The organism is Veillonella sp. S13053-19, assembly GCF_002959835.1.
In the GTDB taxonomy this organism is placed as follows: Bacteria; Bacillota; Negativicutes; order Veillonellales; family Veillonellaceae; genus Veillonella; species Veillonella rogosae.
The window spans coordinates 146,167-161,599 of sequence record NZ_PPDA01000002.1 but is presented as its reverse complement, the minus strand read 5'-3'; the positions used below and the strand labels follow the sequence as shown (position 1 = coordinate 161,599).

The window sequence follows — 15,433 nt, the reverse complement described above, 5'->3', positions numbered from 1 at the left end:
ATGAGCATAGAAATTGTAGCAGATAAATATGGTTCGGCTATGTTTGAATTAGCTCAAGAACAAAATAATTTGGAACTCATGGAGGAGCAATTAGGCTATGTAGCTTCCGTTATGGCAGAACAGCCTGAACTTCGTTCATTCCTTGAAAATCCAATCGTTACTGAAGATGCGAAGATTAAACTTGTTGGTAGAATCTTTGAATCTAGTATCGACAAAGTAGCTCTACACTTTATCTATGTGATGATTAAACGTGGACGTCATCGTTATATAGCGGAAGCTATTGCAGCGTTTATTCAAAAATCACGTGAAGCTCGTGGTATTTTGGAAGCTACTGTAACTGTGGCAGAACCAATCACAGCTGATGTAGAAGCATCTGTACAAGCTAAACTAAGAGAGGTTACAGGAAAAGATGTCATCTTATCCGTACGTCAAGATCCATCTATTATGGGTGGTATCATTATCCAAGTAGGGGATAAACGCATCGATGGCTCTGTAGCTCGCCGTTTAGAAGAATTAGAAAAATCTTTATTAAGAACGAACTCTATTAGATAGGGGTGAATGGGTATATATGAAAATGAAGCCTGAAGAAATCACTGCTATAATCAAACAGCAGATTCAGGACTATGATGTTGACCTCAATGTCGATGACGTGGGTACTGTTCTCGACGTAGGGGATGGCATCGCCCATATTTATGGTCTTGAAAGAGCCATGGCCGGTGAGTTGTTAGAATTGCCTCACGGCGTATATGGCTTGGTTTTGAACTTAGAATTAGATAATGTTGGTGCCGTACTATTAGGTGATGACTTCTTGATTAAAGAAGGTGACCAAGTACGCCGTACTGGCAAAATTATGGACGTTCCTGCAGGGGATGCCTTGATTGGCCGCGTAGTGAACCCTCTTGGTCAACCTCTTGATGGTAAGGGTGCTATCCAAGCTACAGAACGTCGTCCTATCGAACATCCAGCACCTGGTATTGCGGATCGTCAATCTGTACACGAACCTTTACAAACAGGTCTTAAAGCGATTGATGCGATGGTACCGATCGGTCGTGGTCAACGTGAGCTTATCATCGGTGACCGTGGTACTGGTAAAACTGCGATTGCATTAGATACTATTTTGAATCAAAAAGGCAAAGATGTTATTTGTATTTATGTAGCCATTGGTCAAAAAGAATCTACTGTAGCTCGCGTAGTACAAAAGCTTGAAGAAGCAGGCGCTATGGAGTATACAATCGTAGTATCTGCTAGTGCTTCTACTGGTGCTCCTCTTCAATATATCGCTCCTTACGCTGGTGTTGCCATGGGTGAATACTTCATGTACCAAGGCAAACACGTATTGTGCGTATATGATGACTTAACAAAACAAGCGGCTGCATACCGTGCTATGTCCCTATTGTTACGCCGTCCACCAGGGCGTGAAGCGTATCCAGGCGATGTATTCTACTTACACAGCCGTCTATTAGAGCGCGCTGCAAAACTTTCACCTGAACTTGGTGGCGGTTCCATTACAGCGTTGCCTATTATCGAAACGCAAGCAGGTGACGTATCTGCATACATCCCAACAAACGTTATTTCTATTACGGATGGCCAAATTTTCTTGGGTACAGATATGTTCTACTCTGGTATTCGTCCAGCTGTTGACGTAGGTTTGTCCGTATCCCGTGTAGGTGGTAGTGCGCAAACTAAAGCGATGAAACAAGTAGCGGGCCAATTGCGTTTGGACCTTGCTCAATATCGTGAGTTAGCTGCCTTTGCTCAATTCGGTTCCGACCTTGATGCGGCTACACGTGCTCAACTTGATCGTGGTCAACGTTTAACTGAAATGTTGAAACAAGGTCAATATGAGCCAATGAGCGTAGCTGAAATGGTTATTAACCTTTATGCTGGTACAAAAGGATATTTGGCAGATATTCAAGTTGAGGATGTATTGGCATTCGAAGCAGAACTGTTACGTTATGTAAAAGCTAACTATCCTGAAATTATCACAAACATTGAAAAGTCCAAGAAAATCGAGGACGAAACTGAAAATCTATTGAAACAAGCAATCCCAGAATGTGTAGAAGCATTTGGTTCTACTCATACATTAGTGTCTCGTAAGGAGGCGTAATGTATGGCTAGTGCACAAGATTTGCGAAAACGCATAAAAAGTGTTACCAATACGCAACAAATTACTAAAGCGATGAAGATGGTAGCCTCTGCTCGTCTTCGTAGGGCACAAACTAAAGCGGAAGCTACGCGTCCTTACGCAGAAAAGATTGGGCAAATCTTGCGTCATATGTCTAATAGTGATTTAGAAGGCTTTGAAAGTCCTCTTTTAGATGTTCGACCTGTTGAACGTACTTGCTACATTGTAGTCGGTGCGGATAAAGGTCTTGCTGGGGCATTCTCGTCTAATGTACTTAAGTTTGCTATGGAAGAATTAAAAGGCAAAGATCCTAGTACATACCGTGTAATCACGGCGGGTAGAAAACCTAGAGACAGCATGAAATCCAGAGGGATTCATATCGATAAGTCTTATGCGGGCTTCTCCGATAAACCTTCCTATGAACATGCTCGTGCCATCATGCATGAAGCACTTTCACTATACGAACGTCATGAAGTTGACGAAGTCATCATGATCTATACACGTTTTGTAAATTCTATGACGCAAATTGCACAGGCTGAGCGCTTGTTGCCGATAGAGCAACCACAAGATGAGGTAAAGGGCGAAGAGTATGATTTCATGCCATCTGCTGTATCTGTCTTGGAGGCGTTGCTACCAAAATATTTAGAGATTACTGTTTATAATGGATTGTTGCAGTCTGCAGCAAGTGAATTGGGTGCTCGTATGACCGCCATGACATCTGCTACAGATAATGCAGGGGAACTCATTGAGTCCTTAGGCCTTGAATACAACAAGTTGCGTCAATCTAGTATTACAAACGAAATTTCTGAAATCGTTGGTGGCGCTAATGCCTTGCAATAAATAAGGAGACATCTGTCGATGAGTAATAATATTGGTAAAGTTGTGCAGGTCATCGGCCCAGTTGTAGACGTGCGCTTCGATGCTGGTCATTTGCCAGCCATCTACAACGCCATCCACATCTACCATGACCATAAAGCACACGATAGACAAAAAATCGTAGTAGAGGTTATGCAACACTTAGGTGACGACACAGTTCGTTGCGTTGCGATGAGCTCTACTGATGGTATGACACGTAATATGGACGCGGAAGATACTGGCAATCCTATTTCCGTCCCTGTAGGGGAAGGCGTATTGGGCCGTATCTTTAACGTACTTGGTGAAACGGTAGACCATGATCCAGCTCCAGTTACAGCTGATGAAAAATGGCCGATTCACCGTCCAGCACCTAAATTTGATGACCTTTCTCCAGATACACAAATCTTGGAAACAGGTATTAAGGTCGTTGACCTTATCGCTCCATACGTAAAAGGTGGTAAAATCGGCCTTTTCGGTGGTGCCGGTGTAGGTAAAACCGTATTAATCATGGAATTGATTCATAATGTCGCTACAGAGCACGGTGGTTACTCCGTATTCTCCGGTGTAGGCGAACGTACTCGTGAAGGTAACGACTTGTGGAACGAAATGAAAGAGTCCGGCGTTATCAACAAAACAGCCCTCGTATATGGCCAAATGAATGAGCCACCAGGGGCTCGTATGCGCGTAGGTCTTACTGGCCTTACAATGGCTGAATATTTCCGTGATGTGAAGAAACAAGACGTGCTCTTGTTTATCGATAACATCTTCCGCTTTATCCAAGCGGGCTCTGAAGTATCTGCCCTCTTAGGTCGTATGCCATCTGCCGTAGGTTACCAACCTACATTGGCTAATGACGTAGGGGCATTGCAAGAACGTATTACATCTACAAAAGAAGGCTCTATTACTTCTGTACAAGCTGTATATGTACCTGCCGATGACTTAACTGACCCTGCTCCAGCGGCGACATTCGCTCACTTGGATGCAACAACAGTATTGTCTCGTTCCATTGCGGAACTTGGTATCTATCCAGCGGTGGATCCGTTAGATTCTACAAGCCGTATTTTGGACCCACATGTACTTGGTGAAGAACACTATGCTGTAGCGCGTGGCGTGCAAGAAGTATTGCAAAAATATAAAGATCTTCAAGATATTATTGCAATCCTTGGTATGGAAGAATTGTCTGACGAAGATAAATTGACTGTATCTCGTGCACGTAAGATTCAACGTTTCTTGAGTCAACCGTTCTTCGTAGCCGAAGTATTTACAGGCTCTCCTGGTAAATACGTACCATTGTCCGAAACATTGAGAGGCTTTAGAGAAATCTTAGATGGTAAACATGATGAATTGCCTGAAGGCGCATTCTACATGGTTGGTACCATCGATGAAGCCGTTCAAAAAGCAAAGGAAATGCAAGAGAAGGGGGAATAATCCGTGGCGGAACCTATGACCCTACAAATAATCACACCTGATGCAATTGTCTTCGAAGGGCAATCTACTTTTTTCGTAGGTAAGGCTATCGACGGTGCTTTTGGTATCTTGCCAAATCATGCACCTATGATTATTGCATTAGACTTAGCACCTTTACGCATTGATCAACCAGATGGAACATCTCGTGAACTTGCTGTATTTGGTGGCTTCTGTGAAATCGAACATAATAAGGTGAGTATTGTAACACCAGATTGCCAAGATCCAGAATCTATTGATGTGGAGCGTGCTCAGCGTGCGAAAGAGCGTGCTGAAGGCCGTTTGGCTAATCCTACACCTGATATTGATGTAGAGCGAGCAGAAGCGGCATTGCAACGTGCTTTGTTACGTTTGCATGTAACTAAACAACTATAAGATAAAAGGCTAGCCGAGGGGCTAGCCTTTTCTTTTCATTTGTTCATTATAATACGCTAACGCCTTTTAAGGAGTACGCTGTATTTCTTGGTTGCTCTACTTGGAAATCAAGTACAACTGGTGTTTCAGAGTTAATACCGGGCGCTTGGTAGCGGTCACGGTCTGTAGGAATGCGTTTGTATGGCAATTTATCAAGTAACACATTCATAACTTTATTCCAAACAGCTTTATGTGTTGGCATAGTCAAAGAATCATCAGTTTGGTTGAAGCCTGTACGAACAGTGTGAACAACTTTGTCGTTTACATCGTAGTAGTACAATAATGCATTTACTTTTGCAGTAATGTAGATTTCACGATCTTCATCGTTATATGCATATGGACTATTAATACCATTAACACCATTAACTTGTACATAGATGTCTTGTAATGGTACTGGCATAATTACGATTTCAGAATTTTGTGCCGCTGCAATTTGAGCAAGGTCAACCGCTCTGATTTGTGCAGTTGGTGTATTAGTACTTACAATAGCAGTATCATAATAAGGATATTTAAGCGTATTAGACAAGCGATCTGTCATATAACGACCAAATTGCGCTGTATTTTCATTGCGTAATTTAGCTGGTACAACGATTGTTACTTTACGGCTAGGGAAGTTCTCTAAATGGCCATCGTAATTAGCGTTAGATGTACTAATAGTTGCCTTTTCTGGAGTGCCAGAAATTGGTGTAGATACAGGTGTGTTTGCTACCTTTGTAGTAGGTTGTGTATTGGTTTCAATATTAACGATAGGCGCAGCACTATTTTGGTTGGCTGCCATAGAACTAATTACTACAGGTTTAGCTCCGTTAGAAGTTAATTGACTCATATCAATGGTAGCAGCATTAGCTGTTGCTAATGTAGATGCAAGTAGTACACCTAGTACTGCAAGTAGGGGACGTTTACAGAATTCGAAGTTACGAAACATAATTCCTCCTCTTAATAAAACTCTTTTAAAATCACAATTTAAAATTACAAACAAAACAACTGGTACTATTATATCACATATACAAAAAAAAGAAGCAAGCAGTCTGCTTGCTCCTTTGTTCTGGTGGACGATGACAGGATCGAACTGCCGACATCCTGCTTGTAAGGCAGGCGCTCTCCCAGCTGAGCTAATCGTCCATGTGGTGACCCGTCCGGGAATCGAACCCGGGATACCGCCGTGAAAGGGCGGTGTCTTAACCGCTTGACCAACGGGCCAGAATGGCTCCTCGAGTAGGACTCGAACCTACGACCGATCGGTTAACAGCCGATTGCTCTACCGACTGAGCTATCGAGGAATGGTACGATTGTTATTATATGTTAGATTAATTATAAAAGCAAGCCTTTTTTTTAAAATTACTATAAATTAAACCTTCTTAAGTATGACTAAAACACATAACTTTATACGTAAAATTAGTTATTAAAAATATTGATAAGAAAGTCACTAAAATTAATAAACTCTATAGAGTTTTAAAAATATAGGTAGTTACTGAGTTTTTGAGGTGTTAAATGACAGAATATGAACGAGAGTTAGCAATATAAGTATATTGAAGATAATCGGTATACACATGCATTGTAGAAAAGTTTAAAAGATTTATTTGAAAAGTAATATCAGTTAATAGAAAAGTGTATTTATCTTATTAGATATAGTCTGGGTTTGTGAGTAATTATAAACTAAATCTATATATTAGAAAGCCCCTATAGATAAGGGGCGTAAAAATAGGATTAACGTATGATAAACTATGACTTTTATCACATTATGAAAGAGTTTTCATCATTATAAAACATGGTATATATAGTCTATTGAATTACCGAAATTTATACAAGAATATTCGTGAAAATAATTCTCATAAACCTGAAAAGCATTGAGAAAACTGTATAGTTGAGGCGTTGAAAGGCTGTATATTGTGTGTTACGATTGATGCATAGAGTAAATCTCAATGTGTATAAGTTGTACATATCTTATACGCTTGAGAATTAAAAGTTATCTCACGGTATTAGAATTAATATTCAATTTTTCCTGAGGAGGGATTATCTTGCGCGAGATCCAAGTATCTGAAATTACAAAAACTATCCGTCAATTATGTATGGATGCAGCTTACCACTTGCCAAAAGACATCTATGAAGGCTTGAAAAAAGGTCGTGAAACAGAAGAGTCTCCAGTAGGTCGTATCGTTCTTGATCAACTCATCGAAAACGCTGAAATCGCTGATGCTGAAGATCGCCCATACTGCCAAGATACTGGTATGACAATGGTATTCTTAAAAGTAGGTCAAGACGTTCATTTCGTTGGTGGCGACCTTACTGAAGCTATCAATGAAGGCGTTGCAGCTGGTTACATCGAAGGTTACCTTCGTAAATCCGTTGTAGGTGAACCATTGTTCAACCGTAAGAACACTCAAAACAACACTCCAGCTATTATCTACACTGACATCGTTCCTGGCGATAAAGTAGATATCCAAGTAGAGCTTAAAGGTTTCGGTTCTGAAAACAAATCTGGTGTAGCTATGCTTGTTCCTGCTGACGGCGTTGAAGGCGTTAAAAATGCAGTTCTTGAAATCGTTAAAAAAGCTGGCCCTAACCCATGCCCTCCAATCGTACTTGGCGTAGGTATCGGTGGCACTATGGACCAAGCAGCTGTTTTGTCCAAAAAAGCTTTGCTTCGCGATATTAGTACTCCTCATAAAGATGCTGACTATGCAAAATTAGAAGAAGAAATCATGGAAATGGTTAACAAAACTGGTATCGGTCCACAATTGGGCGGCACTACAACTTGTCTCGGTGTAAACATCGAGTGGGGTGCAACTCATATCGCTGGTCTTCCTGTTGCAGTTACTATCATGTGCCATGCTGCTCGTCATGCTCACGCAGAACTTTAATCGATAGGAGGTAATTACAATGGCTGAAACAATTCGCATTAACACTGAAGAATATAATGAAGAGTTTTCCCGTAAATTAAAAGTTGGTGATAGCGTTCTTATCACTGGCAAAATTTACTCCGCTCGTGACGCTGCTCATAAAGTTATGACTGAAGCTTTAGCACGTGGCGAAAAATTACCAATCGATTGGACTAACAAATTCGTTTACTACCTTGGCCCAACACCTGCTAAACCTGGTGATCCAATTGGTTCCGCTGGTCCTACAACTTCTGGTCGTATGGACGCTTACACACCAACAATGCTTGATCAAGGTATCAAAGGCATGATCGGTAAAGGTTCCCGTAAACCAGCAGTAGTTGAATCCATGAAGAAAAATGGTTGCACATACTTCGCAGCAGTTGGTGGCGCTGCAGCATTGATTGCAAAATCCATCAAAAAATACGAAGTACTTGCTTATGGTGAACTTGGTCCAGAAGCTTTGGCTGAATTGACAGTTGAAGACTTCCCTTGCATCGTAGTTGGCGATACTGAAGGTAACAACTTCTACGAAGAAGGCCAAAAACCTTACAGAAAAATCTAATATCACCGCTGAGTGATTAAAAGAGGCTTGCAAATGCAAGCCTCTTTTTGGTTGTCTTCATTCTTTAATAGTATGATAATAGTATAAGGATATACTTTTACAGTTTATAAGTTAGTATCATGAGATGTTCACCACAGATGTGTAGAGTAAAGTCTACCGATTCTGTCCATTTTATGATAATATACATATAGATTTTATACATTCAAAGTGAGTGAGGCGATAACATGACTTCTGTAGAAACTATTCGTCAGTCAGTTCGCACAGCGATGGCTGAACTACTTGATTTGGCAAAGGTTCGAGAAGGTCAACTATTCGTTGTGGGCTGCTCCACTAGCGAAATTGTAGGTAAAAAAATCGGCACTGATTCCCATCTAGATGTGGCTCAGGTCGTATTTGATGAAATATATACGGCTGTTAAGGCGAGAGGCCTTAATTTGGCAGTTCAATGCTGTGAACATATTAATCGTGCTCTTGTTATGGAGCGTAGTGCAATGACCTGGGAGGAAGAGGTAAATGTAGTACCTCAACGTCATGCAGGTGGCGCTATGGCTGTAACGGCGTATGAACGTTTTGATGATCCTGTAATGGTTGAATTTATTCAAGCTGATGTAGGCATCGATATTGGGGACACTTTCATAGGCATGCATATGAAACATGTTACAGTACCAGTACGTCTTAGTTTAAAAGAAATTGGGGAAGCCCATATAACTGCTTGTCGTGTTCGTCCAAAGAGCATCGGCGGGGAACGTGCTGCATATAATGAAGCGTTGATGTAGGGGGATAATATGTCAAACGTAATACCATATTTTGTATTAGTCGTCGTGGCATTGGGCTTCTTTGCTATTTGCTACGCCGTTTTTAGTCGTAGTGATGGTGAAAGTCAGCCGAAACAAAAGTCACATAAAAGTGTAAATGTTGATAATCATATTGATGAGCAACAGGATACTCCAACTGCAACGGAATCTAAGCATGGTGATGTAACGATAACCCATGCAGGTGGTACTAATGTATATACTGCATCGATTGCTGATTCCACTGAAGGTCAATCTGGCAAAGTTTTACATGATAAACCTGCAGAGGCTTTACATAATGATTCTACAGAAGCTTTAGTTGATTCTACAGATACATCTTTCAATCGAAGAGATGGTAAGCATACACATGTAGAAAATACATCTACTAGTTACTCCTTAGCCTTAGATGATCACAATGCTGCTGTGACTAGTACAGAGTCTACTGCTGGTGAAAGCAGCAATTCTCAATCTACAAGGCCTGAGCCTGTAGCTGATGATACAACAGGTGAAGTGTTACAAGTTAAACCTGCTGTCGTTGAAGATGAGAACGTGGTAACCCCTTCTGTTTCAGATGAAACTATTGTGATGACTGCTGTTTCCGATATCAAGCATTCTAATGGCAATCAAGGTACTCCATTAATGGATAAGACTATTGTCTTAGACAAGGTAACTGATGAGCTTCGTAATCGAGTAAGTTCTGTAGAGGACACCATTGCTATGGGCGAATCTGTAGAGGTTTTAGCTGCTGATGAAGCTGAAAATATGGAAGTCACTCAAATGATTGGCGGTGCTGATGATGTACAAACTGCGGACGGACCATCTGTATTAGATGAAACTCGCCTATTTGATGCATCTGAAATTGAGGCACAATTAGCGGCAGCAAGCTTAGTTGATGAAGAGGTTCCTACTGGTCAATGGGCTAGAGCGGCGCATGAAGATAAATGCATTGAATTAGCTATTGCTCCATTTGTACATGCTTTTGGTGTGTTGCATGGGGATACACAATATTATGTAGAAGATATTACAAGAGATGCTTTAGCAGCACTTAATATTACAAAGCTAGCTGAAATAAATGCATTGCTAGATAATATTGTTATTCAAGAAGCTTTGATGAGCATGCAAAAGGCGTATGCTGCAACAAATACGGAGTGGATGAAGTCCGCTGCATTAGGGGCCTTCCTCGATGTTGTGCAATCTCCTAAATCAAGTACGCCTTATTTAGTAGCCTTTGATGCATTGCGCGTATTACCACATTTAACACTAGGTCACTTCCAAGTTATGGCGTTAACTTTGTTATTGCAATATTCTAGAAACTCCAATAACTATGGATTGATTCATTTCCAACATTATGTAGAAAAATACATTGAGCCATTTATTTCTGATTTGCCTCAAAATGCTTCCTTCTATCGTCAGCTTGATTACTTGCGCTGTACTCAAGAGGAACGTGAACCCATCACATTGGCACAAGTATTATCCAATTCTTATCCCTTTGTATTTAACTACCGTGGCTTCTCTAAGGAAGAGCTATTCCGTGCTACCGATGGTCGCGGTGTAGATCCACGCTATGTGGTACGCAGCTTAAACTCCAATTTATATAAATTGGCTTTAGTTGATGAATCCTTGGCGCCACGCTTCTTTAGACAAACTCGTATTTCTGACTCCATGGTTCAACGAGATCTATTGGCACTGATGAAGAGCAAACCAACTGCTTTCAGAGGGCAAGAGGCGCGTGATATTATGGATGATATTTCTCCAGTTCTTTTGGATTTGGCGGATGTGTTTGATAAAACGCCGATGTCTAAAATTAGCTTGACCTTGCTAGGTCTTTACTTAGGCCGAGCTCATGTGAAAGCTACAATTGGCGAGGAGTTTGATCTATCTCATTGGTTCTAAGCGACATAACTTTACAATAGGTAATATAGGTAATAAAAAGGTCTCCCTAAAATTTAGGGAGACCTTTTGTGTTTAATTTGTAGAATAATTTAGATGGTACTAAAAGCTATTAAAACCAAATTCTTCAATTTCATCAATATTTTGTAATTTTACGGTGCGACCTGTAATGTCGATAATGCCTTCATCACGCAAGCGGCCTAATTCACGGCTAAGCGCTGTGCGAGATACGTTGAGCACCTCTGCCATTTGCTCGCGGTTGTGCGGCAATTGGATTGTTTTAGATTGTTGGCGTTTATAAATATCTGTTAAGTATGCAAAAATCTTCTCGCGCATTCCTTTTAATGTAAGATAATGTACTTTTCTTGTTAAGAGAATTGCTTTTTCCGATAAGTCTTCTAATAGATTCGATAAGATTTTAGTTTGGCATTGTTGGCAATCTGGTAAGGTATCGATAAATGTTTCAAGAGGTATGAACATGATTTTTGTAGCTTTTATTGCTTTGATCGTAGCAGGCCATAAAGGTTGCTTACTAAACAGCAAAGCCTCGCCAAATATATCGGATTCCTCTAGATTAGCCATGATAACACGTTGGCCCATTATATTTTCCCGAGTTAAAAGAGCGCTACCTTCTAAGATAACGCCTATACCTTCCATAGGATCTCCAGAGAGGGCGATAAAGTCGTTTTTCTTATAACTGTGAACAAGAACTTGCGCATTTTGCAAATAGCCACGTAACTCGTTTTCTCCCAATTTATTGAATAGAGGGCAGTTCGTGAGGGTAGGCATATATTGATTGATAATATCTTCTGAAAGTATTTGCTTCATAAGCACCTCCGGTGTGACAAAATCTATAGCAATTTATAATGATTATTGTATAATAGTATAATAGGGCCAAATGGTCTACCTGTTCCACAAGGGGAGTCAGGAAAAATTTGAAAAAGTTTTTATTTGTTGCTCAAGCTACAGAAATTGTATCACCTTTACGTTATACTTTCAAATGTAATCAATCAGACACCTGATAATTCATCAGTGTAATGTATAGGTTTTATATTATCTAGCTTGAATGCGAGGAAGTCTCGCAAAGGAGGATTTTAAATGAGCATGTTCTGTTATCAATGCGAACAATCTGCAGCACCAGGCGGCTGTACTGTACAAGGTGTATGTGGTAAAACTGCACCAGTTGCTAACTTACAAGACGAATTAACTGCTGCTTTAGTTGGCTTGGCTCGCGCTTTAGACGTAAAAGGCCACACTAAAGAAGGTATCGATTATTTAATGCGTGGTTTGTTCATGTGTGTAACAAACGTTAACTTCTCTGAAGATCGCGTTCAAGCGTTCATCGACGAAGTAAACGCTTACCATGCACAAGTGGACAGCACTCAACAAAACTTCGATTGGGAACAATTGTGGAAAGGTGAAGAAGATATCGTATCTCTTCGTTCCACATTGTTGTTAGGTATGCGTGGTATGGCTGCATACGCATGGCATGCTGCTCGCCTTGGTTTCCATGATGCTGACGTTGACGCTTGGTTCGTTAAAGGTTTAGTAGAAATGGCGAAAGATCACAGCGCTGAAGAATGGCTTGGTCTTTTGATGGAATTTGGCGAAATCAACTTAAAATGTATGGCTGTTCTTGATAAAGCTAATACAGAATCTTACGGTACACCAGTACCAACTACAGTACCTTTGACTGTAGAACCAGGTCCTTTCATCGTTGTAACTGGTCATGACCTTCACGACTTGAAACAATTGTTGATCCAAACTGATGGTAAAGGTGTAAACATCTATACTCATGGTGAAATGTTGCCTTGCCACGCTTACCCTGAATTGAAAAAACATCCTCAATTAAAAGGTAACTTTGGTACTGCATGGCAAAACCAACAAAAAGAATTCGTTGACGTTCCTGGCGCATTCTTGTTCACTACAAACTGCATTATGCCACCAAAAGAAAACTACAGAGAAAATATCTTCACTACAGATATGGTAGGTTTCGACGGCTGTGCACACATCGAAGAAAAAGAAGACGGTACTAAAGACTTCTCCGCAGTTATCAACCGTGCAATCGAATTGGGCGGCTATAAAGAAGCTCAAGAATTCACTGGTATCAACGGTGGTCACGAAGTAACTACTGGTTTTGGTCATGGTACAGTATTGAGCATTGCTGATAAAGTAATCGACGCTGTAAAAGCTGGCGCAATCAAACACTTCTTCTTAGTAGGTGGTTGTGACGGTGCTAAAGTAGGCCGTAACTACTACACAGAATTCGTAAAACAAACTCCAGAAGATACAGTAGTATTGACATTGGCTTGTGGTAAATTCCGTTTCAACGACCTTAACATCGGCGAAATCGGTGGTATCCCTCGTATCCTTGATATGGGTCAATGTAACGATGCTTACTCCGCTATTCAAGTAGCAGTAGCTTTGGCTGGTGCATTTGAATGTGACGTAAACGACTTGCCATTAACATTGGTATTGTCCTGGTACGAACAAAAAGCGGTATGTATCTTATTAACATTGTTGGCATTGGGTATCCGCAACATCTACATCGGCCCATCCTTGCCTAAATTCTTCTCCAGCAATGTATTGAACATTTTGGTAGAGAAATTCAACTTACATCCAATTACAACTCCAGAAGCTGACATGAAAGCTATCTTGGGTTAATAGGATCTGTTAACTTGTTAACCACAGTCCTACTTCCCCTCTCTTTTATGATTTAGGACTGTTGTTATAAATAACGCACCTAGGGTTTGCCTTAGGTGCGTTTTTTACTGCACTATTAGTCCTCTGTAGACAAACAAAGATGCCTCTAATGTGCATATAGACATTGGTTAATATTGATTGTTATACTATAGGTAAAGTAAGAATTTTCTCACATTATTTATGTGTATATAGAGGCGTGTATGAATAGTATTTTTGATATTATAGGGCCTGTTATGATTGGTCCGTCTAGTTCGCATACAGCGGGAGCTGCGCGGCTAGGTAAGATGGCGCGGTGTATTTTCCGATCCACTCCTAAAAAGGTGGATTTAACCTTGTATGGTTCTTTCGCTAAGACCTATAAAGGTCATGGTACAGATCGTGCTTTGATAGGCGGTTTATTAGGTTATAAAGAGGATGATACGAATATTCGTATCGCTCATGATTTGGCAAAAAAAGAGGGGATGGAGTATTCATTTATCGAGTCTCCATTAGATGTTGGTCATCCTAACGTGGTTCGTTTTGATATGTATGATGACCATAATCGTTATATGACTGTTATCGGTCGATCTCTCGGCGGTGGTCAAATTATGATTACCGAAGTGGATGGTAATGACATGTCGATCACAGGTGATGAGTTCACGCTTGTCGTATTCCACGAGGATCGCCCTGGTGCAATTTCTCTTATCAGTCAAGCCTTGAGTGAGTCCGATATTAATATTGCTACGATGCGTGTATTCCGTAAGGGCAAGCACAAGGATGCAGTGATGGTCATTACTACCGATTCGGTGGTAAATCCCATTACAGTTCAGTTTATGCGCGAGTGTCCAGGCATTCAAGATGTAATGACCTTTGAAGCGTTATAGGAGGGTGAATAATGAGCTATGCATATGATACAATTGCAGATATTATTCGCCTAGCTGAGGAAAATAATATTTCCTTTGGCGATGTAGTGCTGCGTTATGAATTAGAAAATTATGACCGCAATGAAGAGGCAGTTATTCGAGAAATTGAGCATCGTTTAGATATTTTTGAAATGTCTATCCAAGATGGTATTGCCTATACTGATAAAACTGCATCTGGTATGTCCGGTGGTCAGGCGGCACAGCTTGACGGTCAATCCCCACGTTTTATGAGCGAAATCGCGTACAACGCGATGACTTATGCTATTGCTGTAAACGAGGCAAATGCAAAAATGTTCCGCATTGTTGCCTGTCCAACAGCTGGGTCTTGCGGTGTTATGCCTGGTGCTGTGAAAGCCGTGGCTGATCACTATAAACTAGATAGAGCTACTGTAGTGAAGGGGTTCTTAGCCGCTTCCGGTATTGGTAATGTGGTGGCTAATCGCGCTTGCGTTGCTGGTGCAGTGGGTGGTTGCCAAGCTGAAATTGGTACAGCTGCATGTATGGCTGCAGGGGCTATCGTAGAAATGATGGGTGGTACACCGCGTCAGGTGGGCCATGCTATTGCGTTGTGTATGAAAAACTTATTAGGTCTTGCTTGTGATCCTGTGGCGGGTCTCGTAGAGGTGCCGTGCGTTAAGCGTAATGGTTTCTATGCAGTTCACGCTATTACTGCATCTGAGCTGGCTTTGATGAATATTGAAAGCCAAATTCCACCAGATGAAGTTATTGAAGCGATGAATAATATTGGTCGCGCTATGCCAGCCGCATTGCGTGAAACAAGTGATGGTGGCCTTGCGGTAACACCGACAGGTACAGCTATTGCAGAACGAGTGCAATCCTTATAGGAT

At 41.0% G+C, this 15,433-nt stretch carries 14 protein-coding genes and 3 tRNA genes; 12 read left to right on the top strand and 5 right to left on the bottom strand.

The window, feature by feature from the left end; genetic code table 11:
- Genes atpH through atpC form a run of 5 tightly spaced genes read left to right on the top strand, consistent with a single transcriptional unit; the run spans position 1 to position 4,819 of the window.
- Positions 1-552 carry an ATP synthase F1 subunit delta gene (gene atpH, locus VEHSUH06_RS00895; protein ID WP_009352269.1) on the top strand — a complete coding sequence of 184 codons (552 nt, stop codon included), beginning with the start codon at positions 1-3 and terminating at the stop codon, positions 550-552.
- A 16-nt stretch (positions 553-568) separates the two neighbouring features.
- Positions 569-2,107 (top strand): F0F1 ATP synthase subunit alpha, encoded by a 1,539-nt coding sequence (atpA, locus tag VEHSUH06_RS00890; protein WP_105097424.1) that lies wholly within the window; start codon positions 569-571, stop codon positions 2,105-2,107.
- 3 nt (positions 2,108-2,110) lie between these two features.
- On the top strand, positions 2,111-2,965 hold the full coding sequence (gene atpG / locus VEHSUH06_RS00885) for an ATP synthase F1 subunit gamma (protein ID WP_009352465.1): 855 nt from the start codon (positions 2,111-2,113) through the stop codon (positions 2,963-2,965).
- Positions 2,966-2,983: 18 nt separating this feature from the next.
- A complete protein-coding gene (gene atpD / locus VEHSUH06_RS00880) occupies positions 2,984-4,408 on the top strand; it encodes a F0F1 ATP synthase subunit beta (RefSeq protein WP_105097423.1) in 1,425 nt (474 codons plus the stop codon).
- Positions 4,409-4,411: 3 nt separating this feature from the next.
- Complete coding sequence (gene atpC, locus VEHSUH06_RS00875; protein WP_105097422.1) at positions 4,412-4,819, top strand: ATP synthase F1 subunit epsilon; 408 nt, start codon at positions 4,412-4,414, stop codon at positions 4,817-4,819.
- A 46-nt stretch (positions 4,820-4,865) separates the two neighbouring features.
- On the opposite strand, the gene VEHSUH06_RS00870 is transcribed toward atpC, so the two are convergent.
- The 4 genes from VEHSUH06_RS00870 to VEHSUH06_RS00855 all read right to left on the bottom strand — a co-directional run bounded on the left by VEHSUH06_RS00870 (position 4,866) and on the right by VEHSUH06_RS00855 (position 6,138).
- On the bottom strand, positions 4,866-5,783 hold the full coding sequence (locus VEHSUH06_RS00870) for a hypothetical protein (protein WP_105097421.1): 918 nt from the start codon (positions 5,781-5,783) through the stop codon (positions 4,866-4,868).
- A 121-nt stretch (positions 5,784-5,904) separates the two neighbouring features.
- A tRNA-Val gene (locus tag VEHSUH06_RS00865) sits at positions 5,905-5,980 on the bottom strand.
- 3 nt (positions 5,981-5,983) lie between these two features.
- A tRNA-Glu gene (locus VEHSUH06_RS00860) sits at positions 5,984-6,058 on the bottom strand.
- Between the two features lie 4 nt (positions 6,059-6,062).
- Positions 6,063-6,138: transfer RNA gene (locus VEHSUH06_RS00855), tRNA-Asn, on the bottom strand.
- Between the two features lie 738 nt (positions 6,139-6,876).
- On the opposite strand from VEHSUH06_RS00855, the gene VEHSUH06_RS00850 reads away from it, so the two are divergent.
- From VEHSUH06_RS00850 to VEHSUH06_RS00835, 4 genes are all read left to right on the top strand, one after another.
- Positions 6,877-7,719: a fumarate hydratase gene (locus tag VEHSUH06_RS00850; protein ID WP_105097420.1), complete on the top strand. Its 843-nt coding sequence runs from the start codon at positions 6,877-6,879 to the stop codon at positions 7,717-7,719.
- A 19-nt stretch (positions 7,720-7,738) separates the two neighbouring features.
- A complete protein-coding gene (locus VEHSUH06_RS00845) occupies positions 7,739-8,299 on the top strand; it encodes a Fe-S-containing hydro-lyase (protein WP_009352515.1) in 561 nt (186 codons plus the stop codon).
- Positions 8,300-8,523: 224 nt separating this feature from the next.
- Positions 8,524-9,075, top strand: coding sequence for a TIGR01440 family protein (locus VEHSUH06_RS00840; protein ID WP_105097419.1), 552 nt, complete (start codon positions 8,524-8,526; stop codon positions 9,073-9,075).
- A 9-nt stretch (positions 9,076-9,084) separates the two neighbouring features.
- On the top strand, positions 9,085-10,983 hold the full coding sequence (locus VEHSUH06_RS00835; RefSeq protein WP_105097418.1) for an LPO_1073/Vpar_1526 family protein: 1,899 nt from the start codon (positions 9,085-9,087) through the stop codon (positions 10,981-10,983).
- A gap of 99 nt (positions 10,984-11,082) precedes the next feature.
- Here VEHSUH06_RS00835 and VEHSUH06_RS00830 read toward each other — a convergent pair whose 3' ends face one another.
- Positions 11,083-11,808 (bottom strand): Crp/Fnr family transcriptional regulator, encoded by a 726-nt coding sequence (locus tag VEHSUH06_RS00830; RefSeq protein ID WP_105097417.1) that lies wholly within the window; start codon positions 11,806-11,808, stop codon positions 11,083-11,085.
- 270 nt (positions 11,809-12,078) lie between these two features.
- On the opposite strand from VEHSUH06_RS00830, the gene hcp reads away from it, so the two are divergent.
- The 3 genes from hcp (at position 12,079) to sdaAA (ending at position 15,430) form a co-directional block, all read left to right on the top strand.
- On the top strand, positions 12,079-13,644 hold the full coding sequence (hcp, locus tag VEHSUH06_RS00825; RefSeq protein WP_105097416.1) for a hydroxylamine reductase: 1,566 nt from the start codon (positions 12,079-12,081) through the stop codon (positions 13,642-13,644).
- 239 nt (positions 13,645-13,883) lie between these two features.
- Positions 13,884-14,546 (top strand): L-serine ammonia-lyase, iron-sulfur-dependent subunit beta, encoded by a 663-nt coding sequence (gene sdaAB / locus VEHSUH06_RS00820; protein ID WP_105097415.1) that lies wholly within the window; start codon positions 13,884-13,886, stop codon positions 14,544-14,546.
- Between the two features lie 11 nt (positions 14,547-14,557).
- On the top strand, positions 14,558-15,430 hold the full coding sequence (sdaAA, locus tag VEHSUH06_RS00815) for an L-serine ammonia-lyase, iron-sulfur-dependent, subunit alpha (RefSeq protein ID WP_105097414.1): 873 nt from the start codon (positions 14,558-14,560) through the stop codon (positions 15,428-15,430).
- Positions 15,431-15,433: the final 3 nt, after the last annotated feature.

Coding starts and splice junctions, on each gene's coding strand:
- atpH (WP_009352269.1), top strand. CDS start 1: ATGAGCATAGAAATTGTAGCAGATAAATATGGTTCGGCTATGTTTGAA.
- atpA (WP_105097424.1), top strand. CDS start 569: ATGAAAATGAAGCCTGAAGAAATCACTGCTATAATCAAACAGCAGATT.
- atpG (WP_009352465.1), top strand. CDS start 2,111: ATGGCTAGTGCACAAGATTTGCGAAAACGCATAAAAAGTGTTACCAAT.
- atpD (WP_105097423.1), top strand. CDS start 2,984: ATGAGTAATAATATTGGTAAAGTTGTGCAGGTCATCGGCCCAGTTGTA.
- VEHSUH06_RS00870 (WP_105097421.1), bottom strand. CDS start 5,783: ATGTTTCGTAACTTCGAATTCTGTAAACGTCCCCTACTTGCAGTACTA.
- VEHSUH06_RS00845 (WP_009352515.1), top strand. CDS start 7,739: ATGGCTGAAACAATTCGCATTAACACTGAAGAATATAATGAAGAGTTT.
- VEHSUH06_RS00840 (WP_105097419.1), top strand. CDS start 8,524: ATGACTTCTGTAGAAACTATTCGTCAGTCAGTTCGCACAGCGATGGCT.
- VEHSUH06_RS00835 (WP_105097418.1), top strand. CDS start 9,085: ATGTCAAACGTAATACCATATTTTGTATTAGTCGTCGTGGCATTGGGC.
- VEHSUH06_RS00830 (WP_105097417.1), bottom strand. CDS start 11,808: ATGAAGCAAATACTTTCAGAAGATATTATCAATCAATATATGCCTACC.
- hcp (WP_105097416.1), top strand. CDS start 12,079: ATGAGCATGTTCTGTTATCAATGCGAACAATCTGCAGCACCAGGCGGC.
- sdaAB (WP_105097415.1), top strand. CDS start 13,884: ATGAATAGTATTTTTGATATTATAGGGCCTGTTATGATTGGTCCGTCT.
- sdaAA (WP_105097414.1), top strand. CDS start 14,558: ATGAGCTATGCATATGATACAATTGCAGATATTATTCGCCTAGCTGAG.